At 58.7% G+C, this 20,651-nt stretch carries 18 protein-coding genes; 13 read left to right on the top strand and 5 right to left on the bottom strand.

All coding sequences use genetic code 11. The features are described from left to right. Window positions 1-61 precede the first annotated feature (61 nt). The 7 genes from hmpA to cyoE all read left to right on the top strand — a co-directional run bounded on the left by hmpA (window position 62) and on the right by cyoE (window position 7,477). A complete protein-coding gene (gene hmpA, locus AOC04_RS01105; RefSeq protein ID WP_060690773.1) occupies window positions 62-1,231 on the top strand; it encodes an NO-inducible flavohemoprotein in 1,170 nt (389 codons plus the stop codon). 120 nt (window positions 1,232-1,351) lie between these two features. Continuing rightward, the gene (locus AOC04_RS01110; RefSeq protein WP_060690774.1) at window positions 1,352-1,861 is read left to right on the top strand and encodes a disulfide bond formation protein B; all 510 of its coding nucleotides are present in this window, start codon (window positions 1,352-1,354) and stop codon (window positions 1,859-1,861) included. Window positions 1,862-2,658: 797 nt separating this feature from the next. Then, window positions 2,659-3,597: a ubiquinol oxidase subunit II gene (cyoA, locus tag AOC04_RS01120; protein ID WP_060690776.1), complete on the top strand. Its 939-nt coding sequence runs from the start codon at window positions 2,659-2,661 to the stop codon at window positions 3,595-3,597. Between the two features lie 3 nt (window positions 3,598-3,600). Further along, a complete protein-coding gene (gene cyoB, locus AOC04_RS01125) occupies window positions 3,601-5,625 on the top strand; it encodes a cytochrome o ubiquinol oxidase subunit I (RefSeq protein ID WP_060690777.1) in 2,025 nt (674 codons plus the stop codon). Window positions 5,626-5,628: 3 nt separating this feature from the next. Then, the gene (locus AOC04_RS01130) at window positions 5,629-6,252 is read left to right on the top strand and encodes a cytochrome o ubiquinol oxidase subunit III (RefSeq protein WP_060690778.1); all 624 of its coding nucleotides are present in this window, start codon (window positions 5,629-5,631) and stop codon (window positions 6,250-6,252) included. Then, the gene (cyoD, locus tag AOC04_RS01135; protein WP_003443534.1) at window positions 6,252-6,578 is read left to right on the top strand and encodes a cytochrome o ubiquinol oxidase subunit IV; all 327 of its coding nucleotides are present in this window, start codon (window positions 6,252-6,254) and stop codon (window positions 6,576-6,578) included. Before AOC04_RS01130 ends, cyoD begins: the two co-directional genes overlap by 1 nt. 11 nt (window positions 6,579-6,589) lie before the next feature. Continuing rightward, window positions 6,590-7,477, top strand: a complete 888-nt coding sequence (cyoE, locus tag AOC04_RS01140; protein ID WP_060690779.1) for a heme o synthase — start codon at window positions 6,590-6,592, stop codon at window positions 7,475-7,477. Window positions 7,478-7,648: 171 nt separating this feature from the next. Here cyoE and AOC04_RS01145 read toward each other — a convergent pair whose 3' ends face one another. From AOC04_RS01145 to AOC04_RS01155, 3 genes are read right to left on the bottom strand one after another with little or no spacing between them, the layout of a single operon-like run. Further along, window positions 7,649-9,043, bottom strand: coding sequence for an efflux transporter outer membrane subunit (locus AOC04_RS01145; RefSeq protein ID WP_060690780.1), 1,395 nt, complete (start codon window positions 9,041-9,043; stop codon window positions 7,649-7,651). A 2-nt stretch (window positions 9,044-9,045) separates the two neighbouring features. Next, entirely contained in the window at window positions 9,046-10,635 is a 1,590-nt protein-coding gene (locus AOC04_RS01150) for an MDR family MFS transporter (protein WP_060696836.1), read from the bottom strand. Next, window positions 10,628-11,737 carry an HlyD family secretion protein gene (locus tag AOC04_RS01155; RefSeq protein ID WP_060690781.1) on the bottom strand — a complete coding sequence of 370 codons (1,110 nt, stop codon included), beginning with the start codon at window positions 11,735-11,737 and terminating at the stop codon, window positions 10,628-10,630. Before AOC04_RS01155 ends, AOC04_RS01150 begins: the two co-directional genes overlap by 8 nt. A gap of 107 nt (window positions 11,738-11,844) precedes the next feature. Here AOC04_RS01155 and AOC04_RS01160 point away from each other — a divergent pair, with 107 nt between their 5' ends. Further along, window positions 11,845-12,540: a CerR family C-terminal domain-containing protein gene (locus tag AOC04_RS01160; RefSeq protein WP_060690782.1), complete on the top strand. Its 696-nt coding sequence runs from the start codon at window positions 11,845-11,847 to the stop codon at window positions 12,538-12,540. Window positions 12,541-12,996: 456 nt separating this feature from the next. Next, on the top strand, window positions 12,997-13,980 hold the full coding sequence (locus tag AOC04_RS24005) for a hypothetical protein (RefSeq protein WP_171970555.1): 984 nt from the start codon (window positions 12,997-12,999) through the stop codon (window positions 13,978-13,980). Here the strand turns inward: AOC04_RS24005 and AOC04_RS01170 are convergent. Further along, window positions 13,967-14,770: a hypothetical protein gene (locus AOC04_RS01170; protein WP_060690783.1), complete on the bottom strand. Its 804-nt coding sequence runs from the start codon at window positions 14,768-14,770 to the stop codon at window positions 13,967-13,969. The genes AOC04_RS24005 and AOC04_RS01170 overlap by 14 nt on opposite strands. 167 nt (window positions 14,771-14,937) lie before the next feature. Continuing rightward, window positions 14,938-15,720: a DNA-binding transcriptional regulator KdgR gene (kdgR, locus tag AOC04_RS01175; protein WP_060690784.1), complete on the bottom strand. Its 783-nt coding sequence runs from the start codon at window positions 15,718-15,720 to the stop codon at window positions 14,938-14,940. Window positions 15,721-15,925: 205 nt separating this feature from the next. Here kdgR and AOC04_RS01180 point away from each other — a divergent pair, with 205 nt between their 5' ends. The 4 genes from AOC04_RS01180 (at window position 15,926) to AOC04_RS01195 (ending at window position 20,648) form a co-directional block, all read left to right on the top strand. Further along, window positions 15,926-16,918 (top strand): sugar kinase, encoded by a 993-nt coding sequence (locus AOC04_RS01180; protein ID WP_060690785.1) that lies wholly within the window; start codon window positions 15,926-15,928, stop codon window positions 16,916-16,918. Between the two features lie 4 nt (window positions 16,919-16,922). Continuing rightward, window positions 16,923-18,134 carry a D-mannonate dehydratase ManD gene (gene manD / locus AOC04_RS01185; RefSeq protein WP_060690786.1) on the top strand — a complete coding sequence of 404 codons (1,212 nt, stop codon included), beginning with the start codon at window positions 16,923-16,925 and terminating at the stop codon, window positions 18,132-18,134. A gap of 77 nt (window positions 18,135-18,211) precedes the next feature. Beyond that, entirely contained in the window at window positions 18,212-19,243 is a 1,032-nt protein-coding gene (locus tag AOC04_RS01190; protein ID WP_060690787.1) for a Zn-dependent oxidoreductase, read from the top strand. 115 nt (window positions 19,244-19,358) lie between these two features. Next, on the top strand, window positions 19,359-20,648 hold the full coding sequence (locus tag AOC04_RS01195) for an MFS transporter (RefSeq protein ID WP_060690788.1): 1,290 nt from the start codon (window positions 19,359-19,361) through the stop codon (window positions 20,646-20,648). Window positions 20,649-20,651 lie beyond the last annotated feature (3 nt).

Here is a 20,651-nt window from a genome sequence, read left to right on the forward strand (position 1 = left end):
TTAGTTGGCACGAATACTGATAGGTAACGGGTATTAGTCTACGTGCTCAGGAGTCAACCTTATGCTTACTGCTCAGGATCGTGCCATCGTCAAATCCACTGTGCCGCTGCTCGAAAGCGGCGGTGAAGCCTTGATCACCCACTTCTACCGCATGATGCTCTCGGAGCATCCCGAAGTCCGTTCGATGTTCAATCAGGCCAACCAGGCCAGTGGTGATCAGCCGCGAGCGCTGGCCACCGGTGTCTTGATGTATGCGCGGCACATTGATCAGCTCGACCAGTTGGGCGACCTGGTGGCCCGAATTATCAACAAGCATGTTGCTCTGCAAATTCTTCCGGAGCATTACCCCATCGTCGGCAGCTGCCTGTTGCGCGCCATCGAAGAGGTGCTGGGCAGTGATATCGCAACCCCGCAAGTACTGGCAGCCTGGGGCGCGGCCTATAACCAGCTGGCCGACATCCTGATCGGTGCCGAGGCTGCGATCTACGACGAAAAGGCTGCAGCGCCCGGTGGCTGGCGTGGCGGGCGTGAATTCACATTGGTCTCCAGGGTTCAGGAGAGTGCCGAAATCACCTCGTTCTACTTCCGCCCGGTGGATCAGCAAGCGATTCTTGATTGCGCGCCAGGCCAGTACATAGGCCTCAAGCTGATCATTGATGGTGAGGAAGTGCGTCGCAATTATTCGCTGTCGGCTCTGGCCCAGGCCGGACACTACCGCATCAGCGTCAAGCGTGAGGCAGGCGGGGTGGTCTCGAACTTCCTGCATGATCGCCTGCACGTCGGCGACACCCTGGAACTGTTCCCGCCAGCAGGCGAGTTCACCCTGGCCCCCAGTGACAAACCCCTGGTACTGATCAGCGGCGGCGTGGGCATTACCCCGACCCTGCCCATGCTGGAGGCCGCACTGGCCACACAGCGCCCGATCCACTTTATCCACTGCGCCCGCAATGCCGACGTGCATGCATTCCGTACCTGGGTCGACGACCTGGCGGCGCAGCACCCGCAGTTGCAGCGCTTCTATTGCTACGCCGAACAGGGCGAGCCGGCAGACCACGTCGGCCTGTTGACCGAAGACGTACTGGCCCGCTGGTTGCCTGCCGATCGTGATCTGGATGCCTACTTCCTGGGCCCTAAAGGCTTCATGGGAGCGGTCAAGCGTCAGCTCAAGGCACTGGGCGTGCCTGAGAACCAAAGCCGTTACGAATTCTTTGGCCCGGCAGCAGCCCTGTAGGCGCGAACCATGGCTGTAGGAGCGAGCTGTTTATAAAGCTCGCGAGCAAGCTCGCTCCTACAGAGGGGCAGGTCTGGGTGTAAACTGCGGGTTTTACATACTCAGGCAAAAGGATGCGGGATGACGGATGACATGATGCGATTGGGCCCGGAGAAGCGCTTTCTGGTCCTGCTGGGGCTGATCTGCCTGGCACTGATCGGCGGCGCGCTGTACATGCAGATCGTGCTCGGCGAGGCGCCTTGCCCGCTGTGCATCCTGCAACGTTATGCCCTGCTGCTGATCGCGATCTTTTCCTTTATGGGTGCGGCGATGCCTACCCGGCGCAGCATGACGGTGTTTGAAGTGCTGGTGGTGCTCAGTGCCATCGGCGGGATCGTTGCTGCGGCGCGGCACGTCTTTATCCTGGCTAACCCGGCGGTGAGCTGCGGCATTGATGTGCTGCAACCGATCGTGGATGGTCTGCCGCTGGCGACCCTCTTCCCGCTGGGCTTTCAGGTCGACGGGTTCTGCTCCACCCCATACCCGCCGGTGTTTGGCCTGTCACTAGCGCAATGGGCGCTGGTGGCCTTTGTGCTGACCGCCGTGCTGGTACCACTGGGAATTTATCGCAATCGCAACAAAACGGCCTGAGTCAGAGTGATCGCCCCGTACTTCTGTCTTGAAGTACGGGGCATTTTTTGTCCGTGCTCAAATGTCAACAGCCTGTGATGAGGCCCCGCAAACAGGGGGTGCGACACTGCGACATATTGTCACGGATAAGTGGTCGCACCCTGTGGCCGGGAGTGATTCGGGTCAGAAAAAACTCCGCGTGGGGTAGAAGCGGCAGCCATCGGTTTGATGAGCCATGGGGGGCTTGAAAAGGTTCCACCGTGACTCCATGAAAAACCGCTGTAGCCCTTTTTATTTGGGCGTTCAGGCGGGTTGGTAGCCCGGCCGGCGTGCTCCATAAAGGGGCATTTACCCGCTGTGCCAATGGCGTGCTACAGGTGTGTGAGGGGGAGGTTTTCAGGTGCGCAAGGTAACAATCGAGAGTGATTGTTACCGTAGCCGAGAAGAATTATTTCTGGATGAGACATGGTTTATAGGGAGCTACCTAACTACAATCGCCCGCACTGAACGTCCAGCCTGCTCGTCCCTGAGCCCAAGCGGGAAGTTGAAGGGCGACTGGGCAGTTCATGACAGGCGTCCCATGCGACTCCCAGGTACTGGCAACCCTTCTAAGTTCCGCACCAAATGGAATTGGTCTGTAACAAGGCCATTGACCACGTATCGAATAAGAAACCACTGCTAACCCGGGATTTGCCTATTCGCCAAATGGCGATAGTGCAGGGCTACATGCAATTCCGGAAAAGAGCCAACCCTTGGCAGGGCGAAGTGTTGGCGAAAAAAACCAACTGCATTGTGCAAGCTGTTTTAGAGGTCGTGAGATGACTAAAAAAAGGTACCCCAGACTCCTTGGCTTATTGCCACTTTTCGGCACGCTGCTGCTGGGAGGTTGCGATTGGACATTGCTCAATCCGGTGGGGCAGGTCGGGATCGAAGAGAAAAATCTGATCATCACCGCAACACTGCTGATGCTTCTGGTCGTGGTTCCGGTCATTGCGATGACTTTTATCTTCGCCTGGAAATACCGTGCGTCGAACACCAAGGCTACTTACGCACCAAAATGGTCGCACTCGACCAAGATCGAAGTCGTAATCTGGACTGTGCCGATCCTGATCATCATCGCCCTGGGCATCCTGACCTACAAGTCGACCCACGCGCTGGATCCGTATCGCCCGCTGGAGTCTGACGTCAAGCCGATTACCATCGACGTGGTGGCAATGGATTGGAAGTGGCTGTTCATCTACCCGGAACAGGGTATCGCCACCGTCAACAAAATCGTGTTCCCGGCCAACACTCCAGTTAATTTCCGCGTTACTTCCGACACGGTCATGAACTCGTTCTTCATTCCAGGCCTGGGCGGTCAGATCTACGCCATGGCCGGTATGACGACCAAGCTGCACTTGATTGCCAACCACAACGCTGAGCTGCAAGGCATCTCTGCCAACTACAGCGGTGCTGGCTTCACGGGCATGAAATTCAAAGCGATCGCGACTTCTCAGGCTGACTTTGATGCCTGGGTAAGTGAAGTCAAAGCATCACCTAAACAGCTTGAACAAGCTGAATACGAAGCGCTGTCCAAGCCAAGTCAGAACAACCCCGTTGAGCTCTTCTCCTCGGTCACCCCGAACCTGTTTCAGAAAATCGTCGACAAGTACGAAGGTATGAATCCAGGCAAGCCGGTGAAACACGAGAAGAAAGAAGTGGCCGGGACCGATGGGGTGGACACGAGTTCGCATTCAGCTGCCGGGGCAGAGGAGTAAACGATGTTTGGTAAATTAAGTTGGGAAGCGGTCCCGTTCCACGAGCCGATTGTCATGGTCACTATTGCCATGATCGCGCTCGGTGGTCTGGCACTGTTTGCAGCAATCACTTATTTCAAGAAGTGGACCTACCTGTGGACCGAATGGCTAACGTCAGTCGACCACAAGAAAATCGGCGTGATGTACATCATCGTCGCCATGGTCATGCTCCTGCGCGGCTTTGCCGACGCCGTCATGATGCGTACCCAGCTGGCCATGGCCACTGAGGGTTCGCCCGGCTACCTGCCGCCTGAACACTATGACCAGATCTTCACCGCTCACGGTGTGATCATGATCATCTTCATGGCGATGCCATTCTTCACCGGCCTGATGAACCTTGCAGTGCCGCTGCAGATCGGCGCACGTGACGTGGCCTATCCGTTCCTTAACTCCCTGAGCTTCTGGCTGCTGGTGTCCGGCGTTGTGCTGGTCAACCTGTCGCTGGGCGTCGGCGAGTTCGCCAAGACCGGCTGGGTAGCTTATCCACCGCTGTCGGGCTTGCAGTACAGCCCTGGCGTGGGGATGGATTACTACATCTGGGCGCTACAGCTATCGGGGCTAGGTACGACGTTAACCGGGGTTAACTTCCTGGCGACCGTGCTGAAAATGCGTGCCCCTGGCATGAAGCTGATGGACATGCCGATCTTCACCTGGACCTGCACCTGGGCAAACGTCCTGATCGTGGCTTCGTTCCCGATCCTGACCGCTACCCTGGCACTGCTGACACTTGACCGTTACATGGATTTCCACATTTTCACCAGTGAACTTGGTGGCAATCCAATGATGTACGTCAACCTGTTCTGGGCGTGGGGTCACCCTGAGGTATACATCCTCATTCTGCCGGCATTCGGGATCTTCTCTGAAGTCATCTCGACCTTCACCGGCAAGCGTCTGTTCGGTCACCACTCGATGGTCTACGCCAGCGGCGCGATCTCGATCCTGGGCTTCATGGTTTGGCTGCACCACTTCTTCACCATGGGTTCGGGGGCCAGCGTCAACGCCTTCTTCGGCCTGGCGACGATGCTGATTTCGATCCCGACGGGGGTGAAGCTATTCAACTGGCTGTTCACCATCTATCAAGGTCGTCTGCGTTTCACCAGCCAGGTTCTGTGGACCCTGGGCTTCATGGTGACCTTCGCTATCGGCGGCATGACCGGCGTACTGCTGGCCATCCCGGGTGCTGACTTCGTACTGCACAACAGCCTGTTCGTAATTGCTCACTTCCATAACGTGATCATCGGCGGCGCAGTATTCGGTTACATCGCTGGTTTCAGCTTCTACTTCCCTAAAGCGTTCGGCTTCAAACTGAACGAGAAGTGGGGCAAGGCAGCGTTCTGGTTCTGGTGTGTTGGCTTCTTCGTTGCGTTCATGCCGCTCTATGCACTGGGCTTCATGGGCATGACCCGTCGTCTGAATGCCACTACCAACCCTGAGTGGGTGCCTTACCTGTACGTTGCAGCGTTCGGCGCAGCCTTGATTGCAATCGGTATCGCTTGCCAGCTGATCCAGCTGTACGTCAGCGTTCGTGACCGCAAGCTGCCAGAGAACGCCTGCGAGCACGGCGATCCATGGAATGGCCACACCCTGGAATGGTCGACTTCGTCGCCACCTCCTTTCTACAACTTCGCTGTAGTGCCAAAAGCAGACGGTATCGACGCGTTCACCGAAGCCAAGGAAAACGGTACTGCGTACCAGGCTCCGGCCAAGTACTCGCCGATCCACATGCCTAACAACACCGCTACCGGTGTGTACATGGGTGCTCTGCTGACCGTGTTCGGTTTCGCAATGATCTGGCACATCTGGTGGCTGGCAATCGTTGGTCTGGTAGGCACTGTTGTGGTCTTCGTTGCCCACGCTGCCCGTGACGACCAGGGCTACATGGTGCCGGTTGAGACCATTGAGCGTATCGAGGCCGAGCAGCACAAGCGTCTGGTAGCCGCCAAAGCAATCCCGGCTACCCGTGTTGAAACCAAGTTGGAACAGGCTTAAACCATGTCGAACTTAGCGACCACTGCTGGACACGCTCATGGTCACGACCATGAGCACGAGGAACACCACGACGCGGGCGAGACTACCGTATTCGGTTTCTGGCTCTACCTGATGACCGACTGCATTTTGTTCGCGTCGATCTTCGCGGTATATGCAGTTCTGGTTAACAACGTAGCGGGTGGCCCGTCGGGCCACGACATCTTCGAGCTGCCTTACGTACTGGGTGAAACCGCCCTGTTGCTGTTCAGCTCGATCACCTACGGCTTCGCCATGCTGGCGTTGTTCAAGGGCAAGAAACAGCAAGTGCTGTTCTGGCTGGGTGCGACCTTCCTGCTGGGTGCCGGCTTCATCGGCATGGAAATCAACGAGTTCCACATGTTGATCTCCGAAGGCTACGGCCCTAGCCGTTCAGGCTTCCTGTCCGGGTTCTTCACCCTGGTCGGTACCCACGGTCTGCACGTGACCAGCGGTCTGATCTGGATGGCGATCATGATGTACCAGGTGCAGAAAAATGGCCTGACGTCGACCAACAAGACCCGTCTGAGCTGCCTGAGCCTGTTCTGGCACTTCCTGGACGTGGTGTGGATCTGCGTATTCACCGTTGTTTACCTGATGGGGACTTTGTAATGGCTAACGCACATTCCGACGGCGCCAACCACGGCAGCGTGAAGTCCTATGCGATTGGCTTCATCCTGTCTGTAATCCTGACTGTCATTCCTTTCGGCCTGGTGATGTACCCGAGCCTGCCGAAAATGACCACCCTGGCGATCGTGCTGTTGTTCGCCGTGGTGCAAGTAGTCGTTCACCTGGTGTACTTCCTGCACCTGGACCGCTCGGCCGCGCAACGCAACAACGTCACGGCGCTGGTATTTGCCGCGATGGTTATCGTGCTGCTGGTGGGCTTGTCCCTGTGGATCATGTTCAGCATCCACACCGAAATGATGGCGAAGTGAGGTAAGACCCGATGTCCTTTAAGCACTTTATCCAAATCACCAAACCGGGGATCATTTTCGGTAACGTGCTTTCTGTGGCAGGCGGGTTCTTCCTGGCCTCGAAGGGGCACTTTGATCTTGCCCTCTTCCTGGCCGCGGTAATCGGCACCTCACTGGTGGTCGCGTCGGGTTGCGTGTTCAACAACTGCATCGACCGTGACATCGACATCAAGATGGACCGCACCAAGAACCGCGTACTGGTACAAGGCTTGATCTCCCTCAACGTGGCGTTGATCTACGCCACCTTGCTGGGGGTTGCCGGCCTGGTACTGCTGTATCGCGTAGCCAACCCGCTGGCGGCACTGTTCGCGGCGATCGGCTTCGTGATCTACGTCGGTCTGTACAGCCTGTACTTCAAGCGCAAGTCGGTTCACGGCACGCTGATAGGCAGTCTGTCGGGTGCAATGCCGCCGGTTATCGGCTACGTCGCAGTCAGCAATAACTTCGACATGGCCGCACTGACCCTGTTGGTGATGTTCAGCCTGTGGCAGATGCCGCATTCCTACGCCATCGCGATTTTCCGCTTCAACGATTACCTGGCCGCATCGATTCCGGTGTTGCCAGTGAAGCGCGGGATCAAGGTTGCCAAGAAGCACATCCTGCTCTACATCCTCGCGTTCCTGATCGCGACCTTGATGCTCACCCTCGGCGGTTACGCCGGCATGAGCTACATGGCTGTGGCTGCCGCGATGGGCATGTACTGGCTGTACATGGCGTGGACCGGTTACAAGGCGGTCGACGACAAGGTCTGGGCACGCAAGCTGTTCGTGTTCTCGATCTTCACCATCACCGCGCTTAGCGTCATGATGTCCCTGGATTTCAAAGTGCCGTCCGAGTTGCTACTGACTTACGCGCACTGAGTTGGCCAGATAGAAAAAGCCCCGCCTTCGAAAGAAGCGCGGGGCTTTTTTTTGGGCCCCTGGCGCGTACCGCCGGGTAAATGCCCCTCCGGCATGGCGGTGACAAAGGCGCTGCACAGTTGAACCTGCAACAGTTCATCATGCTGGCTGGAGCGCATGGATACCACTGTGTCAGTCGGCGGAACGCCACCCTGACCCAAGACTCTTTTGCAGCGCTATGTAGTCCTTGATCAGTTGCCCGTCACTGTGAATCCGGTCCTGCTCTGCGTGGTAACGGGTGCGCTCGGCGTCGAGCCAGTCGAGCACGCTGCTGGTGCCCGCGCGATAACGTTGCTCGGTCAGTTGCGAGGCATGCACGGCACTGCTTTCGACGCGGCTCAGAGTGGTCCGGCGCTGGCGCTCATTGCCATAACGGGCCAGTGCCACATCGGCGTCACGCAGGGCACTGAGCACGCTGCTGCGGTAGTTGGCCAGCGCTTCGTCGCGTCCGACTTCGGCCTGTTTGACCTGCGCCCGCACGCGCCCAAAATCCAGCCAGTTCCATTGCAGATACGGCACCCCCAGCCCGCTCAGGTTGTCTTTGCGCAGCAAGTGTCCAGGTTCGCTGGCGCTGAAGCTCAAAGAGCCGAACAGGCTGACCTTGGGGAAGGCCGCGGCCCGGCGCTCACCGATCTGTGCCGTGCTTGAGGCCAGGCGTCGTTCGGCGGCGCGGATGTCCGGGCGTCGCTGCAGCAACTGCGCCGGATCACCGACATTGACCGTTGCCGGCAGGGCGGGCAGAGCCTGCTCTGTGCTCAGGCGGGTGTCCAGGGCGCCGGGCTGCAGGCCGCCGAGCAGGGCCAGTTGATCAAGGGACTCGATCACTTCCAGCTCCAGCGCAATAGAGGCCGCATGGGTGGTTTCGACCTGGGTGGCAATGCGCTCGCGGTCCAGTTCCGAGGCGGTGCCGCGGTTTAGCCGCTGCTCGGTAAAGTCCAGTAACTGGCGTTCCAGCTGCTCGGACTGGCGGGCAATGCGCAGCCGTTGTTGCTGATCGCGCAGGCCGATATAGGCCTGGCCCGTTTCGGCGGCCAGTTGCACCTGCACATCGGCCAGGTCGGCATTCACTGCGTCGGCTTCGGCGCTGGCAGCCTCAATTGCCCGGCGCTTGCCACCGAACAGGTCCAGCTCCCAGCTGGCATCGAAGCCGCTCAGGTACAGATGGCTGGCCGCAGTATTTTTAGCCCCCGATCCGCTATACAGCGCTGCGGCGGTGGCAGAACTTTTGGGCAGTGCATCGCTGCGTTGTTCCGACAGCCCGGCGCGGGCCTGACGCAGCCGGGCTTGCGCTGCCTGCACGTCCTGGCTGTTGTTCAAGGCACTGTCGATCAGTTGGTTGAGCACCGGGTCGTTGAGCCCGCGCCACCAGTCGGCAACCCCGGGTGTACGTGCCAGCGTGCCGGGCACCTGACGTTGAAATGCCTGGCCTTGCACCTGGCTGTCGGGCGCCCTGGTGTAATCCGGGCCCAGGGTGCATCCGGCCAGCAGCAGTGGCCACAACAGGCTCAAGGGCTTGCAAGCAATCATGGTCAGTGTCCTGTGCTCAAAGGCGTACCGGCAGGCGGCTTTTTCAGAAAGAGGGCGATGGGCAGGCACAGCAGCAACGCGATGCCCAGTCCATAAAAGGTTTCGCTGTAGGTCATCACTTGCGCCTGCACCTGGATCTCACTGGCCAGTTGGCCCAGGGCCTGAAGCCGGGCATGGGCGAGGTCGCCATGGGCGGCGAAAAACCCCTGGGTGGCTGCTGCCAGGTGAGTCTGGGCTTCGACCGATTGCACGGTGACGGCATCGCGCAAGGTGTCGTCATGGAAACTGTTGCGCCGCTCGATAAAGGTCCCCAGCAGGGCCAGCCCCACCGAGCCGCCAAGGTTGCGCGCCATGTTGTAGATACCGGCTGCTTCGCCGGCTTCATGGGCCGGCACGCAGCTCATGGACGCCTGATTGAGCGGCATCATCGCCATCACCTGGCCCAGCCCCAGCAACAGCTGGGTGCGGGTAAAGCTGTCGCCTACGCTGTCGGCGGTCAGCCCCATGGCCAGCAGGCAACTGCCGGCCAGACAACCGAGGCCGAGCATCACCATGATGCGGGTATCCACGCGGCCGATCAGGCGCGGCAGAATCGGCATCATCACAAAGGCCGGCAGACCCGACATCAGCATCACCGCACCCGATTGCTGGGCGTTGAAACCTGCGATATTGCTGAGAAATTGCGGCAGCAAAAAAGCCACGCAATACAGGCCGCAGCCGACCACAAAGACAATCGCGATGACGCTGGCAAAGCGCGGGTTGAGCAGTAGCTTGAGGCGCACAATCGGCGTTTTCGTCAGCTGCTGCGCCACCAGCAACAGCGCAATCCCGGCGACGGCCAGCAGGCTCAGGACGATGATGTGAGTGGACTCGAACCAGCGCTCGCGATTGCCTTCTTCCAGCACCACGGTCAGGGCACTGAGGCCCACCGTGAGGCCGATAATCCCCAGCCAGTCAGCCTTGAACAGCGCCTGCCAGTCAGCCGGGCTTTTTTTCAGCCCCTGGCTGAGCATGACCAGCAGCAGTGCGCACACCGGAATGTTCAGAAAGAAACACCAGCGCCAACTGAAGTTCTCGGTCAGGGTGCCGCCCAGCACCGGCCCCAGAAGCGGCCCGAGCAGCACGATCAGGCCAAACATGGTCATGCCGATGGGCATTTGATGGCGCGGCAAGCGGGTCGCCACCAGCACTTGCGCGGTGGGGATCATGGCGCCGCCGGCGAAGCCCTGGCCAAGCCGGCCGATGACCATTTGCGGCAAGGTTTCGCTCAGACCGCAGAGGATTGAAAACAGGCTGAACAGGATCGCGTTGCCGATCAGAAAATTGCGCAGACCGAACACCCGGGTCAGCCAGGCTGTCAGCGGAATCATGACGATTTCAGCCATCAGATAGCCGGTCGAGATCCACGTGCCTTCAGTGCCCGAAGCGCCGATCTGCCCTTGAATCTGCGGCAGCGCAGCATTGGTGATCGAAATGTCGAGGGTGGCCATCAACGCACCCAGGGCGCCTGCGATCACCACAATCCAGTCGCTGGTGCTGGCATTGGTCAGGGGCGGGTTGAACGCTGCGACACCAGCGCCGGGGTTAGCCACGGGGTTGTGCTGCGGCGACGGGGGGGCACCGAGTGTCGACATCGACCGTGGCCGACAGCCCCGGCATCAACTCAATCGAGGTATCAGGGGCGGCTTGCAGACGAATCCGCACCGGCACCCGCTGCACGATTTTGGTGAAGTTGCCGGTGGCATTGTTGGAAGGCAGCAGCGCGAATTGCGAACCGGTGCCGGGTGACAGGCTTTCGACCACACCTTCGAACGTCGTATCCGGCCAGGCATCGATATGCACCGCCACCGACTGGCCGGGGTGCATGCGCTCGATCTGGGTTTCCTTGAAGTTGGCGGTGAGGTACAGCTCATTGAGCGGCACGATACTCATCAGCCGCGTGCCGGGTTGCAGGTATTGGCCTACGCGTACCGAACGGCTGCCGACGCGTCCGGCCAGCGTGCTGTAGACCAGCGTGTCCTGCTCATCGAGTTGGCTCTGGCGGGTGCTGGCCTGGGCGCTGGCCAACTGTGCGCGGGCCTGTTCGATGGTGGCACGGCGGGTCTGCAACTGGCGCTGCGCTACGTTCAAAGCAGCCGCCTGCGCGGCTCTCTGGGCACTGGCCTGGCGCAGGGCATTGCGTAGCTCGGCCATGCGCTCGTGGGTTTCGGCGCCGCTGCGGGCCAGTGGCGCATAGCGTTGTACCTGGGCGGCGGCGTATTGCTCGTTGGCCGTTTCACCTTCGAGCTGCGCCTGCACCTGGGCAATCGAGGCGCTGTGCTGTTCCAGCTCGGCCTCGCCCCGGGCGATGTCGGCTTCGGCGGCACGGATGGCTGCTTCGGCCTTCTCCCGGGCCGCCTGATACGGCCGCCCATCGAGCCGCACCAGAGGCTGGCCGACGCTGACAGTTTGGTTATCGCTGACGTACACCTCACTCACCGTGCCCGAGATCTTGGCCGCCACGCTCAGGCTGTCTGCCTGCAGGTAGGCATCGTTGGTGCTCTCGATAAAGCGCCCGACGCTCCACCAGTGAGCCCCTAGCAGGGCGGCGCCGATTAGCGCAGTCAGACCGAGTCCAGCCAGGAGCATTGTTTTCAGCGGCTTGCGCGGTTGCTGCAGTTGAGTGGGTGGTTCAAGCGGCTGATGTGCGGTCATGGTTGTCTCAATTGTTAGCAGTTGTAACAATTATTGCGATCGGTAAAATTATGTCAACCGATATAAATTGAGGCACACTCGCGTCTTCATCGATCAAGGAGAACCCCATGAGCACTATTCACCGGCGCCGACCAGCCAGCGAAGGCGGCTACAGCTGTGGCGATGAAACCAGTGCGCGGATTATCGAAGCGGCGTTGACGCTGTTTGGCGAGCAGGGCTACGAGGGGGCATCGACTCGTGAAATTGCCGAGTTGGCGGGGGTCAATGCCCCTGCGCTCAATTACTATTTCAAAAGCAAGGAAGGGCTCTACAACGCCTGTATCGAAGACATGGTGGAACAGATCTGGGCCTTCCTGGCGCCGACCATCGAACAGGCTCAGGCGCAGTTGGGGGCGCGGCCCGACACCGAGCAACTGATTGAAACCTTTTGCTCGATCCAGAGCAAAATTGCCGAGTTCATGCTGGTGTCTAACCGGACCAACAGCTGGCGCAAATTTTACGCGCGCGAGCAGGCCGGGTTAGGCCCGAGTGCGGGCGAAGAAGTGATTAGCCAGCGTATTGGCCATCGTCTTATTGGCGTGACCAGCGGCATCATCTCGCGCTTGATGGGCCCCAATGCGAGCCAGGAGGAATGCATCCTGCGCTCCATGGCCCTGACCGGGCAGTTGCTGCCGTTCCACCTGACCCGTAACAGCTCGCTCAAGGCCCTGGACTGGGATGTGCTGACGCCGCAGCGTTATGCCATGTTGATGAGCATTGTGCTCGAGCAGACCGTAACCCTGTTGCGCGGCCTGGCGCGATAAAACCGCTGCAAACGCTCGCCCCTCTGTAGGAGCGAGCTTTTTATCGAGTCCATCAATATCAATAGCCTTGAACTGATGCCCGTTAGCCAGTCGTGGAGCAACTTTGCGATTGAGCGCGCTCAGGGCGCGTGACGCTGGCTCCGGGCACTACACAGCAATATTCGCAAGAGCAGTTTTGCTACCCGTCCGGCATTAGGATTTTAACTAGGAAATATCCTAAAGACAGCTAGGAGTCATTGCCATAGTGTGCCCGCAGGCTGGTTTTATTTAAAAAATGGCACACGTGGCAAATCACTCCGCAAGAGTGTTTGCAAACTTACCGGCCCGTCCCGTCAAGGAGGTACTTGCTTCAGGCAGCAGGTACCGCTGTTTGTTTTTTATCAATAAACAGCAAAGACATTTGCGGATTAATTACCTGTGAAATCCTGTCTGATGCCCGGTCGTGGAGATAAAAAAATGTACGGATCCCTAGCAGAACAAGTACGTGAAACAGCGCAAACAGAACAATCTAAAGAGGACATGTTATTTGCCATTCTTGCCGGAATGAGCGGTATACATCCGGGAATGTCAGCCATAAACCTTGCAAGAAGCTATATGAAAGTCTGTGCCGTCAGCGGGTTGAAGCTCAACCCTTACTTTGTCAAAGACGGCAATTGCGGACCCTCCCCTAAAACAGCCAAAATGCTTGCCAATCGCAATCTTAAGGGTTTTGGCGTGGCTTCTACCGGTCTTGGACTGGCCGCATTGGCCCCTGCCATCTCACCAGTTCCCGCCCCCTTCTCAGTTGCCCGGCACGCCTCTGCAACCACCTCGACAGCGATACATCTGCGCAGGCTTTCAGGATTGCTCGCGGCCTATCAACCCTTTGCAATAGGCGACGAACAAGTCGGCGATGCCATTAAGTGGTTGCAACTGGCTATCGAAGTAAAGCTCGTAAAGCTGGCATTTCGGGGAACAGAAACCGCATTGTCTACCACCTCGACTCTGCTCTCATTTACCGGCATCGGTCTGGTCGGAAAGATCCCCATGATCATGATTAACGTGCAGCTTGAACTGGCCAGGCAAGGGGTAAGCAACAAATATGCAGCCCTGTGCAAAATCGCGGCAATGGAGTTGCAATGGGCGGCATTTCTTGAACAAAAGGGCCATGGCACAACAATGGCGGAATTTAATGTCAGTACCGCTTTTCGAACGGACAGTATCGAAAAGCTTGAACAACGAAAAATGATGCTGGGCGCGGCAATAACTTCCCAGGTACGCAGTCAGGCACTCGACGCCCGGACCGGTAACACCGGGTTGGGCCCGGCGACGCTGATCATTAAAGAAATCATGGCCAAACATACGTTCCAAGGGCTGTTCTGTTCGGAGCATGACTATAAAAGCATGATCAACGAGCCCGCGGGCTGGAATGCCATTGCGGCAAAGCTCATGAACGTTTAAGACCGGCTTTCCAGGGGGTGTATTCAATCCGCTTGAACACGCTGGTCATGCCTTGGGCGTTAGGGGTGAAGCCCGGCATGGCGTTCAGGTCCAAGTGCTTGCAGCGTGAGATCAGGCCGCCGAGCAAGGCGTCATCCTGCTTGAACTCGGAGGGTCGCAGAACATGCGGGTCCAGGCTGGCTGCACATTCCTTTACATGGCCGCTGCTGTCGCTCATCACCAGCAGCGTTGCGATCCCGATGCTCTCGATGGGCTGAGCTGCGAACAGCTGCTTGAAGAGAAAATCGTTCTGCGCCTGATCCTGCAGCATCAGTGCACGGGCACTACGGTCCTGGGGGCTTAATCCGTTGAGTGGAAAAACCGCGACCGGCGCCACGATATCGGTGGTTGTTTCCTTGGGGTCAATCAGCGACAACGGCACCCTGGGCAGAACCGATGTCCAGCAGATCGACAGCAGATCGTTGGCCAGGTGCGGGTTGTAAGGATAGATCTTGCGATCAAACTGCTTGTTCGGTTGAGTCTCGCAACCAATGACCTGGCTCTTCTCGTCAAGTTTGATCAGCAAATTGAAACTGCCATCCAGGTCGTTGGTGTTGGCCCGATAACCCGCACTGCGCAGCACATTGATGGTCAGCGCTTCAAAAGTTGCACGGTCTTGCACCTGCTGCTGTTTTTGCGCAGGCGTGAGTGTCGCAGCGGACGGGTTCAAGGGGTCGCCGGCGATGCCGTCAGACTGGCAGCCTGCAAGTAACAGGCTGCAAAAGGCGAGGGTGATTGCGCGTTTAAACATGACGATCCTTGTACGGGAGGCAGACACGGTCGAGTCCTTGCAGACAGTTGGCGGCGCGCAGTTTATCCCACTCCAGATCAATATTGCATATGAGTTTTATTCGTATTTGTCGGGGCGATGCTATTGCCATCGTGAGCCAGCGGGAGCTGTCACGATGGCTCTAGCCACTACTGCGGATGCCATCCCAGCTGGCTGGAGATTTGTTGTGACGCCTCCATCAGTTGTTTGACGTAGTCCTGTTTCAGTTCTTCGCGGAAGCGGAAGCACGGAAAGGACACGCTCATGCCGCCGATGACGTGGCCGAAGCGGTCTTTGATGGGGGCTGCCAGGCAACGCATGTTGTCTTCGAACTCTTCATGGTCTTCGCCATAGCCTTGTTCTCGAACCAATGCCAGTTCCTTGAGGTAGTCCTCGATGCTGGTCAGCGTATTGGCTGTGCGGCGCTCGAAACTTTCTTCCTGCAAATGCGCCAGCAACTCATCTTCTTCCAGCCAGGCCATCAGTACTTTGCCGATGCCCGTGCAGTACAGCGGTGCACGCCGACCGATACGCGAGTACATGCGCAGATTGTATTTGGAGTCGATTTTGTGCACGTAGACGATGCTGCCTTCGTCGAGGATGCCCAGGTGTACGGTCTCGCCGGTCAATTCATTGATGCGGCGCATACCCGGTTCGGCTTCGCGCACGATATCCAGATGGGGCAGGGCCTGCGCCCCCAGTTCAAAGAGCCGGACGCTGAGCCGGTAGCGGTCCTCGGCATCCTGGACCACATAGCCACGCGCCTTGAGTGACTGCAAAAAGCGGTAAACCGTACTTTTTGACATCTCCAGTTTTTGCGCGATTTCGGAAACGCCACTTTCCTCGGGATGCTCGGCCAGGGCTTCAAGCACGGCCATGGTCCGGCCTACGGCCGAGACCAGTTCATTGTTCTGGGTGGTGCTGTTGTCCATGGAGGCTCCAACGCAAATGTTAAAAACCCAAGGATATACCCGAGGGAATCAAAACGCTGTTTCATTTTTCTTGACGGTGCATGAAATCTGATTAAACTCGGGCTCAAAGAGTTAAATGAAACGCCGTTTCGAAAATAATAAATGTGCAGTGCGACACATGCTGCACTCACGCAAAGCGACCCCTATAAAAACAAGGCGCGCACTGATGACGGTAACGCTTGGGCAGTACCCCTCAGCCCGTCCCCCTCGGGTGGCGCTGGTAGGCGAGTGCATGATCGAGATGCGCGCTGAACCGGACGCGCTATACACCCAAACGTTCGGCGGTGACACGCTAAACGCGGCGGTCTACCTCTCTCGTCTGAGCGCGGGTAGCGCGATGGTTACGGACTACATAACCGCCATCGGCGCGGACTCTTTCAGCGTCGCCATGCGCCAGTTGTGGCGGGACGAAGGCGTTGGCGACCAGCATGTGCGTGTGATCAAGGATGCTCTGCCGGGGCTGTACTTCATCCAGACCGATGAACAGGGCGAAAGACGTTTTGTGTACTGGCGTGGCGAAGCCGCAGCCCGGCGTGTATTCGACGGCCCTGACGCGGATGCGCTACTGCAGGCGCTGGCCGGTTACGACTATGTCTATCTGAGCGGCATCAGCCTGGCAATTCTCACGCCCGGCGGCCGCGAGCGCCTGATGGATGCCTTGCGCCAGGCGCGCCAGGCAGGCACCCGCATCGTTTTCGACAATAACTACCGTCCTCATTTGTGGCCTGATACGCAGACTGCGCGCCAGGTCTACAGCGACATGCTGCGCCTCACAGATCTGGCCCTGATTACCTGGGAAGACGACGTCGCCCTGTTCGGTTATGCCGATCACGAGGCGCTGTTCCAGGCCTATGCCGGGTTCGGGGTGGGCGAAGTGGCACTCAAATGTGGTGCAGCGCCGTGTGTCATCCAGTGCGCGGCCGGGCGTTTCGAGGTGCCCGCCGAGCGGGTGCCGCGGATTGTCGATACCACCGCGGCAGGTGACTCCTTCAGCGCCGCTTACCTCGCGTGCCGCTTGCAGGGCGGCCCGCCGCAACTGGCTGCGCGCTGGGGGCACCAACTGGCGGCCCGGGTGGTTCAGCATCAAGGTGCGCTGATCCCCGTGGCAGCCATGCCGAGTCTGCACATGCCGTCTTTTTCTTCTGTCGCCGAGGCTTGATCGAATGAAAATTATTGAAGCGCGGGTGATTGTCACGTGCCCCGGTCGCAACCTGATTACCCTCAAGATCGTCACCGATTCAGGTCTCTACGGTATTGGTGATGCCACTTTGAATGGCCGGGAAATGGCGGTGGTCGCCTACCTGCAGGAGCACGTGCTGCCCGCGTTGATTGGCCGTGATGCCCGGCGCATCGAGGACATCTGGCAATACCTGTATCGCGGTGCCTACTGGCGCCGTGGTCCGGTGACCATGACCGCCATTGCCGCCGTAGACGTGGCGCTGTGGGACATCCTGGCCAAGGCCGCCAACATGCCGCTCTACCAGATACTCGGTGGCAAGAGCCGCGAACGGGTGATGGTCTACGGCCACGCCACTGGCAAGGACATTGACGGTTGCCTGGAAGAAGTCGCCCGCCATGTGGAACTGGGCTACAAGGCGGTACGGGTGCAATGCGGGATTCCGGGCATCGCCACCACCTATGGCGTCGCTAAACGCAGCGGCGAGCGTTATGAACCGGCCGACAGCGATCTGCCTGCCGAGCATGTGTGGGACACCGCCAAGTACCTCAATCATGTGCCCAAGCTGTTCGCAGCCGTGCGTGAGCGATTTGGCGACGACCTGCACATCCTGCACGACGTCCATCATCGCCTCACGCCTATTGAAGCCGCGCGACTGGGCAAGGCGGTGGAGCCGTTCAATCTGTTCTGGCTTGAAGACTGTACCCCGGCCGAGAACCAGCAAGCCTTTCGCCTGATCCGTCAGCACACCACCACGCCGCTGGCGGTGGGTGAGGTGTTCAATTCGATTCACGACTGCCGCGAGCTGATTCAGGAACAACTGATCGACTACATCCGCGCCACTCTGGTCCACGCCGGCGGTATCAGCCATGTGCGGCGCATTGCCGATTTTGCCGCGCTCTATCAAGTGCGCACCGGCTTCCATGGCGCCACCGATCTGTCGCCGGTGACCATGGGCGCAGCGCTGCATTTCGATACCTGGGTGCCCAACTTCGGGATTCAGGAGCACATGCCCCACGACCCGCTGACCGACGCAGTTTTCCCTCACGCCTACCATTTTGCAGACGGTTATTTCACCCCCGGTGAAACCCCGGGGCATGGCGTGGACATTGATGAAGAACTGGCCGCCGAGTACCCCTACAAACGGGCAAGCCTGCCGGTCAATCGCCTTGAAGACGGCACGCTCTGGCACTGGTAAGCGGCATCGAAAGCTTTTTGCACGACTGTTTAATAACTATAAAAATCTGGACGCTGCGTCCGGGCAGGAGTTATCCGATGAAAGCGTTTCAAGTAACAGCACCTTTTGAATTCGGCCTGGCCCAGGTCGCGACCACGCAGCCGGGACGCAGCGAGGTCAAGGTCGATGTGGCCTACGCCGGCATCTGCGGCTCGGACTTGCACATCATTCACGGACAGAACGCCTTCGTGAAATTCCCCCGGGTCACCGGCCATGAGTTTTCCGGCGTGGTCAGTGAAGTTGGCGCAGACGTGGAGCACATCAAGGTTGGCGACCGTGTGTGTATCGACCCGGTTATCAGTTGCGGCACTTGCTACCCCTGCCGTATCAATCGGCCCAACGTGTGTACCCGCTTGCAAGTGATCGGTGTGCACCGCGACGGCGGCTTCAGCGAGCAGGTGTGTGTGCCGCAGAGCAATGTCCATCGCCTGCCGGACAGCATGTCGCTCAGCCATGCCGCGCTGGTGGAGCCTTACTCCATTGCCCTCAACGTGCTCGATCGCATGCAGCCGCACCCCGGCGACAGCCTGTTGATCTACGGCGCCGGAGTCATCGGCCTGACCCTGGTGCAAATGGCCCGTGCCTTGGGGCTGACCGATATCACCGTGACCGATGTGATTGACGAGCGGCTGGCCAACGCACGCTCTCTGGGTGCCACCCGCACCCTCAATGGCAAGGACGTCGATGTCGAGGCGACGATGCGAGAAGTGACCGGGGGCGAAGGTGTGCCGCTGATTGTCGATGCTGCCTGCATTCCGGCGCTGATGCCGCAAATGGTGCGTCTGGCCTCGCCTGCGGGCCGTATCGGCCTGCTCGGTTTCAGCACCACGCCCACCGATCTGGTGCAGCTGGAAATGATCAAGAAAGAATTGACGCTGGTGGGCTCGCGCCTCAACAACCGCAAGTTCGCGCGGGTGATTGAACTGATCGCCAGTGGCAAGTTGCAGGTTCAGGAAATGATCAGCCATCGCATCCAGTTCGATGAGATGCCGGCGGCCATCGCGATGATCGAGAACCACCCCGAGCAGACCCGAAAAGTGCTGGTGCAAGTCAACAGTGACCATCACTGACTGGCGGCTACTCATCAAAGGGTGAGGGCGGGCAGCCCGCTCCCACAGCAGTTTTAGATTCACGTGCCCGATCACGGGCACCCTCACCGAATAAAACAACAAGCGGGAGGTTCCAATGTTTGGTCAAGGCCGTACATTAATCATCATCATGCTGTTCCTGGCAGGCGTCATTAACTACCTGGATCGCTCTGCATTATCCGTGGCGGCCCCGTTCATCCAGAAAGACTACGGTCTGACCACGGGTGAAATGGGCATGATTTTCAGCAGTTTTTTCGTCGGCTACGCGGCGTTCAACTTTATCGGCGGCTGGGCGGCTGACCGCTATGGTGCAAAAACCACACTACTGATCGCCATGGTGCTGTGGTCGTTGTTCAGCGGTTTGACCATCCTGACCATCGGCTTCGCCTCCCTGGTGTTTATCCGCATCTTGTTCGGCATGGGTGAAGGGCCGTTGAGCGTCACCACGAGCAAGATGGTCAACAACTGGTACACCCCGAAACAAAGGGCCAGGGCCCTGGGCACATCGATGTCCGGCACGCCTTTGGGCGGTGCTATTTCCGGGCCGGTGGTGGGCTTTATCGCCATCAGCTACGGCTGGAAGGTGTCGTTCATCATCATCATGTTGATGGGGCTGGTGTGGGCGGCAGTCTGGTACAAATTCGTCAAGGACAAGCCCACCGGCAAGGTCGCACAAGAGATTGCAGAGGGCGAAGGTCAGAGTGAAGTAGCGGCGTTGCCGGTTCATCCTTTGCGTTATTACCTCAAGCAACCGACGGTGCTGTTCACCTCGCTGGCGTTCTTTTCCTACAACTACACGCTGTTCTTCTTTCTGACCTGGTTCCCCAGCTACCTGACCATGGCCCACGGCCTAAACGTCAAGGAGATGAGCATCGCCACGGTCATTCCCTGGTTACTCGGCTTCCTGGGCCTGGCGCTGGGCGGTTTCATTTCCGACTACGTGTTCAAGAAAACCGGGCGAATGATGTTTTCGCGCAAAGTGGTGCTGGTGACGTGCCTGCTGGCCTGCGCCATTTGCATCGGCTTCGCAGGGATCGTCAAAACCTTGTATCCGGCGGTCATTCTGGTAGCACTGGCGGTGTTCTTCCTGTACCTCACCGGTGCGATTTACTGGGCAATCATCCAGGACACGGTGCCTGCTGCACGCGTCGGCGGTGTCAGCGGTTTCATGCATTTTCTGGCCAATACCTCGGGCATTATCGGGCCGACCCTCACCGGCTTTCTGGTGCAGTTCACCGGCTCGTTCACCAGTGCCTTCCTGCTGGCGGGGCTGCTGACCATCATCGGCGCCGTCTGTGTGGCGCGCTATGTAAAACCTCTGGCCGTGTCTGATGGAGTACCAACGGACAGCGTGGTGCCTCGCCCGGCCCTGACTCAGCCCCACTAAGGA

This window comes from Pseudomonas versuta, from assembly GCF_001294575.1.
In the GTDB taxonomy this organism is placed as follows: domain Bacteria; phylum Pseudomonadota; class Gammaproteobacteria; order Pseudomonadales; family Pseudomonadaceae; genus Aquipseudomonas; species Aquipseudomonas versuta.

Excerpts from the sequence above, each read along its gene's own strand:
- hmpA (WP_060690773.1), top strand. The coding sequence starts at position 62 with ATGCTTACTGCTCAGGATCGTGCCATCGTCAAATCCACTGTGCCGCTG.
- AOC04_RS01110 (WP_060690774.1), top strand. The coding sequence starts at position 1,352 with ATGACGGATGACATGATGCGATTGGGCCCGGAGAAGCGCTTTCTGGTC.
- cyoA (WP_060690776.1), top strand. The coding sequence starts at position 2,659 with ATGACTAAAAAAAGGTACCCCAGACTCCTTGGCTTATTGCCACTTTTC.
- cyoB (WP_060690777.1), top strand. The coding sequence starts at position 3,601 with ATGTTTGGTAAATTAAGTTGGGAAGCGGTCCCGTTCCACGAGCCGATT.
- AOC04_RS01130 (WP_060690778.1), top strand. The coding sequence starts at position 5,629 with ATGTCGAACTTAGCGACCACTGCTGGACACGCTCATGGTCACGACCAT.
- cyoD (WP_003443534.1), top strand. The coding sequence starts at position 6,252 with ATGGCTAACGCACATTCCGACGGCGCCAACCACGGCAGCGTGAAGTCC.
- cyoE (WP_060690779.1), top strand. The coding sequence starts at position 6,590 with ATGTCCTTTAAGCACTTTATCCAAATCACCAAACCGGGGATCATTTTC.
- AOC04_RS01145 (WP_060690780.1), bottom strand. The coding sequence starts at position 9,043 with ATGATTGCTTGCAAGCCCTTGAGCCTGTTGTGGCCACTGCTGCTGGCC.
- AOC04_RS01155 (WP_060690781.1), bottom strand. The coding sequence starts at position 11,737 with ATGACCGCACATCAGCCGCTTGAACCACCCACTCAACTGCAGCAACCG.
- AOC04_RS01160 (WP_060690782.1), top strand. The coding sequence starts at position 11,845 with ATGAGCACTATTCACCGGCGCCGACCAGCCAGCGAAGGCGGCTACAGC.
- AOC04_RS24005 (WP_171970555.1), top strand. The coding sequence starts at position 12,997 with ATGTACGGATCCCTAGCAGAACAAGTACGTGAAACAGCGCAAACAGAA.
- AOC04_RS01170 (WP_060690783.1), bottom strand. The coding sequence starts at position 14,770 with ATGTTTAAACGCGCAATCACCCTCGCCTTTTGCAGCCTGTTACTTGCA.
- kdgR (WP_060690784.1), bottom strand. The coding sequence starts at position 15,720 with ATGGACAACAGCACCACCCAGAACAATGAACTGGTCTCGGCCGTAGGC.
- AOC04_RS01180 (WP_060690785.1), top strand. The coding sequence starts at position 15,926 with ATGACGGTAACGCTTGGGCAGTACCCCTCAGCCCGTCCCCCTCGGGTG.
- manD (WP_060690786.1), top strand. The coding sequence starts at position 16,923 with ATGAAAATTATTGAAGCGCGGGTGATTGTCACGTGCCCCGGTCGCAAC.
- AOC04_RS01190 (WP_060690787.1), top strand. The coding sequence starts at position 18,212 with ATGAAAGCGTTTCAAGTAACAGCACCTTTTGAATTCGGCCTGGCCCAG.
- AOC04_RS01195 (WP_060690788.1), top strand. The coding sequence starts at position 19,359 with ATGTTTGGTCAAGGCCGTACATTAATCATCATCATGCTGTTCCTGGCA.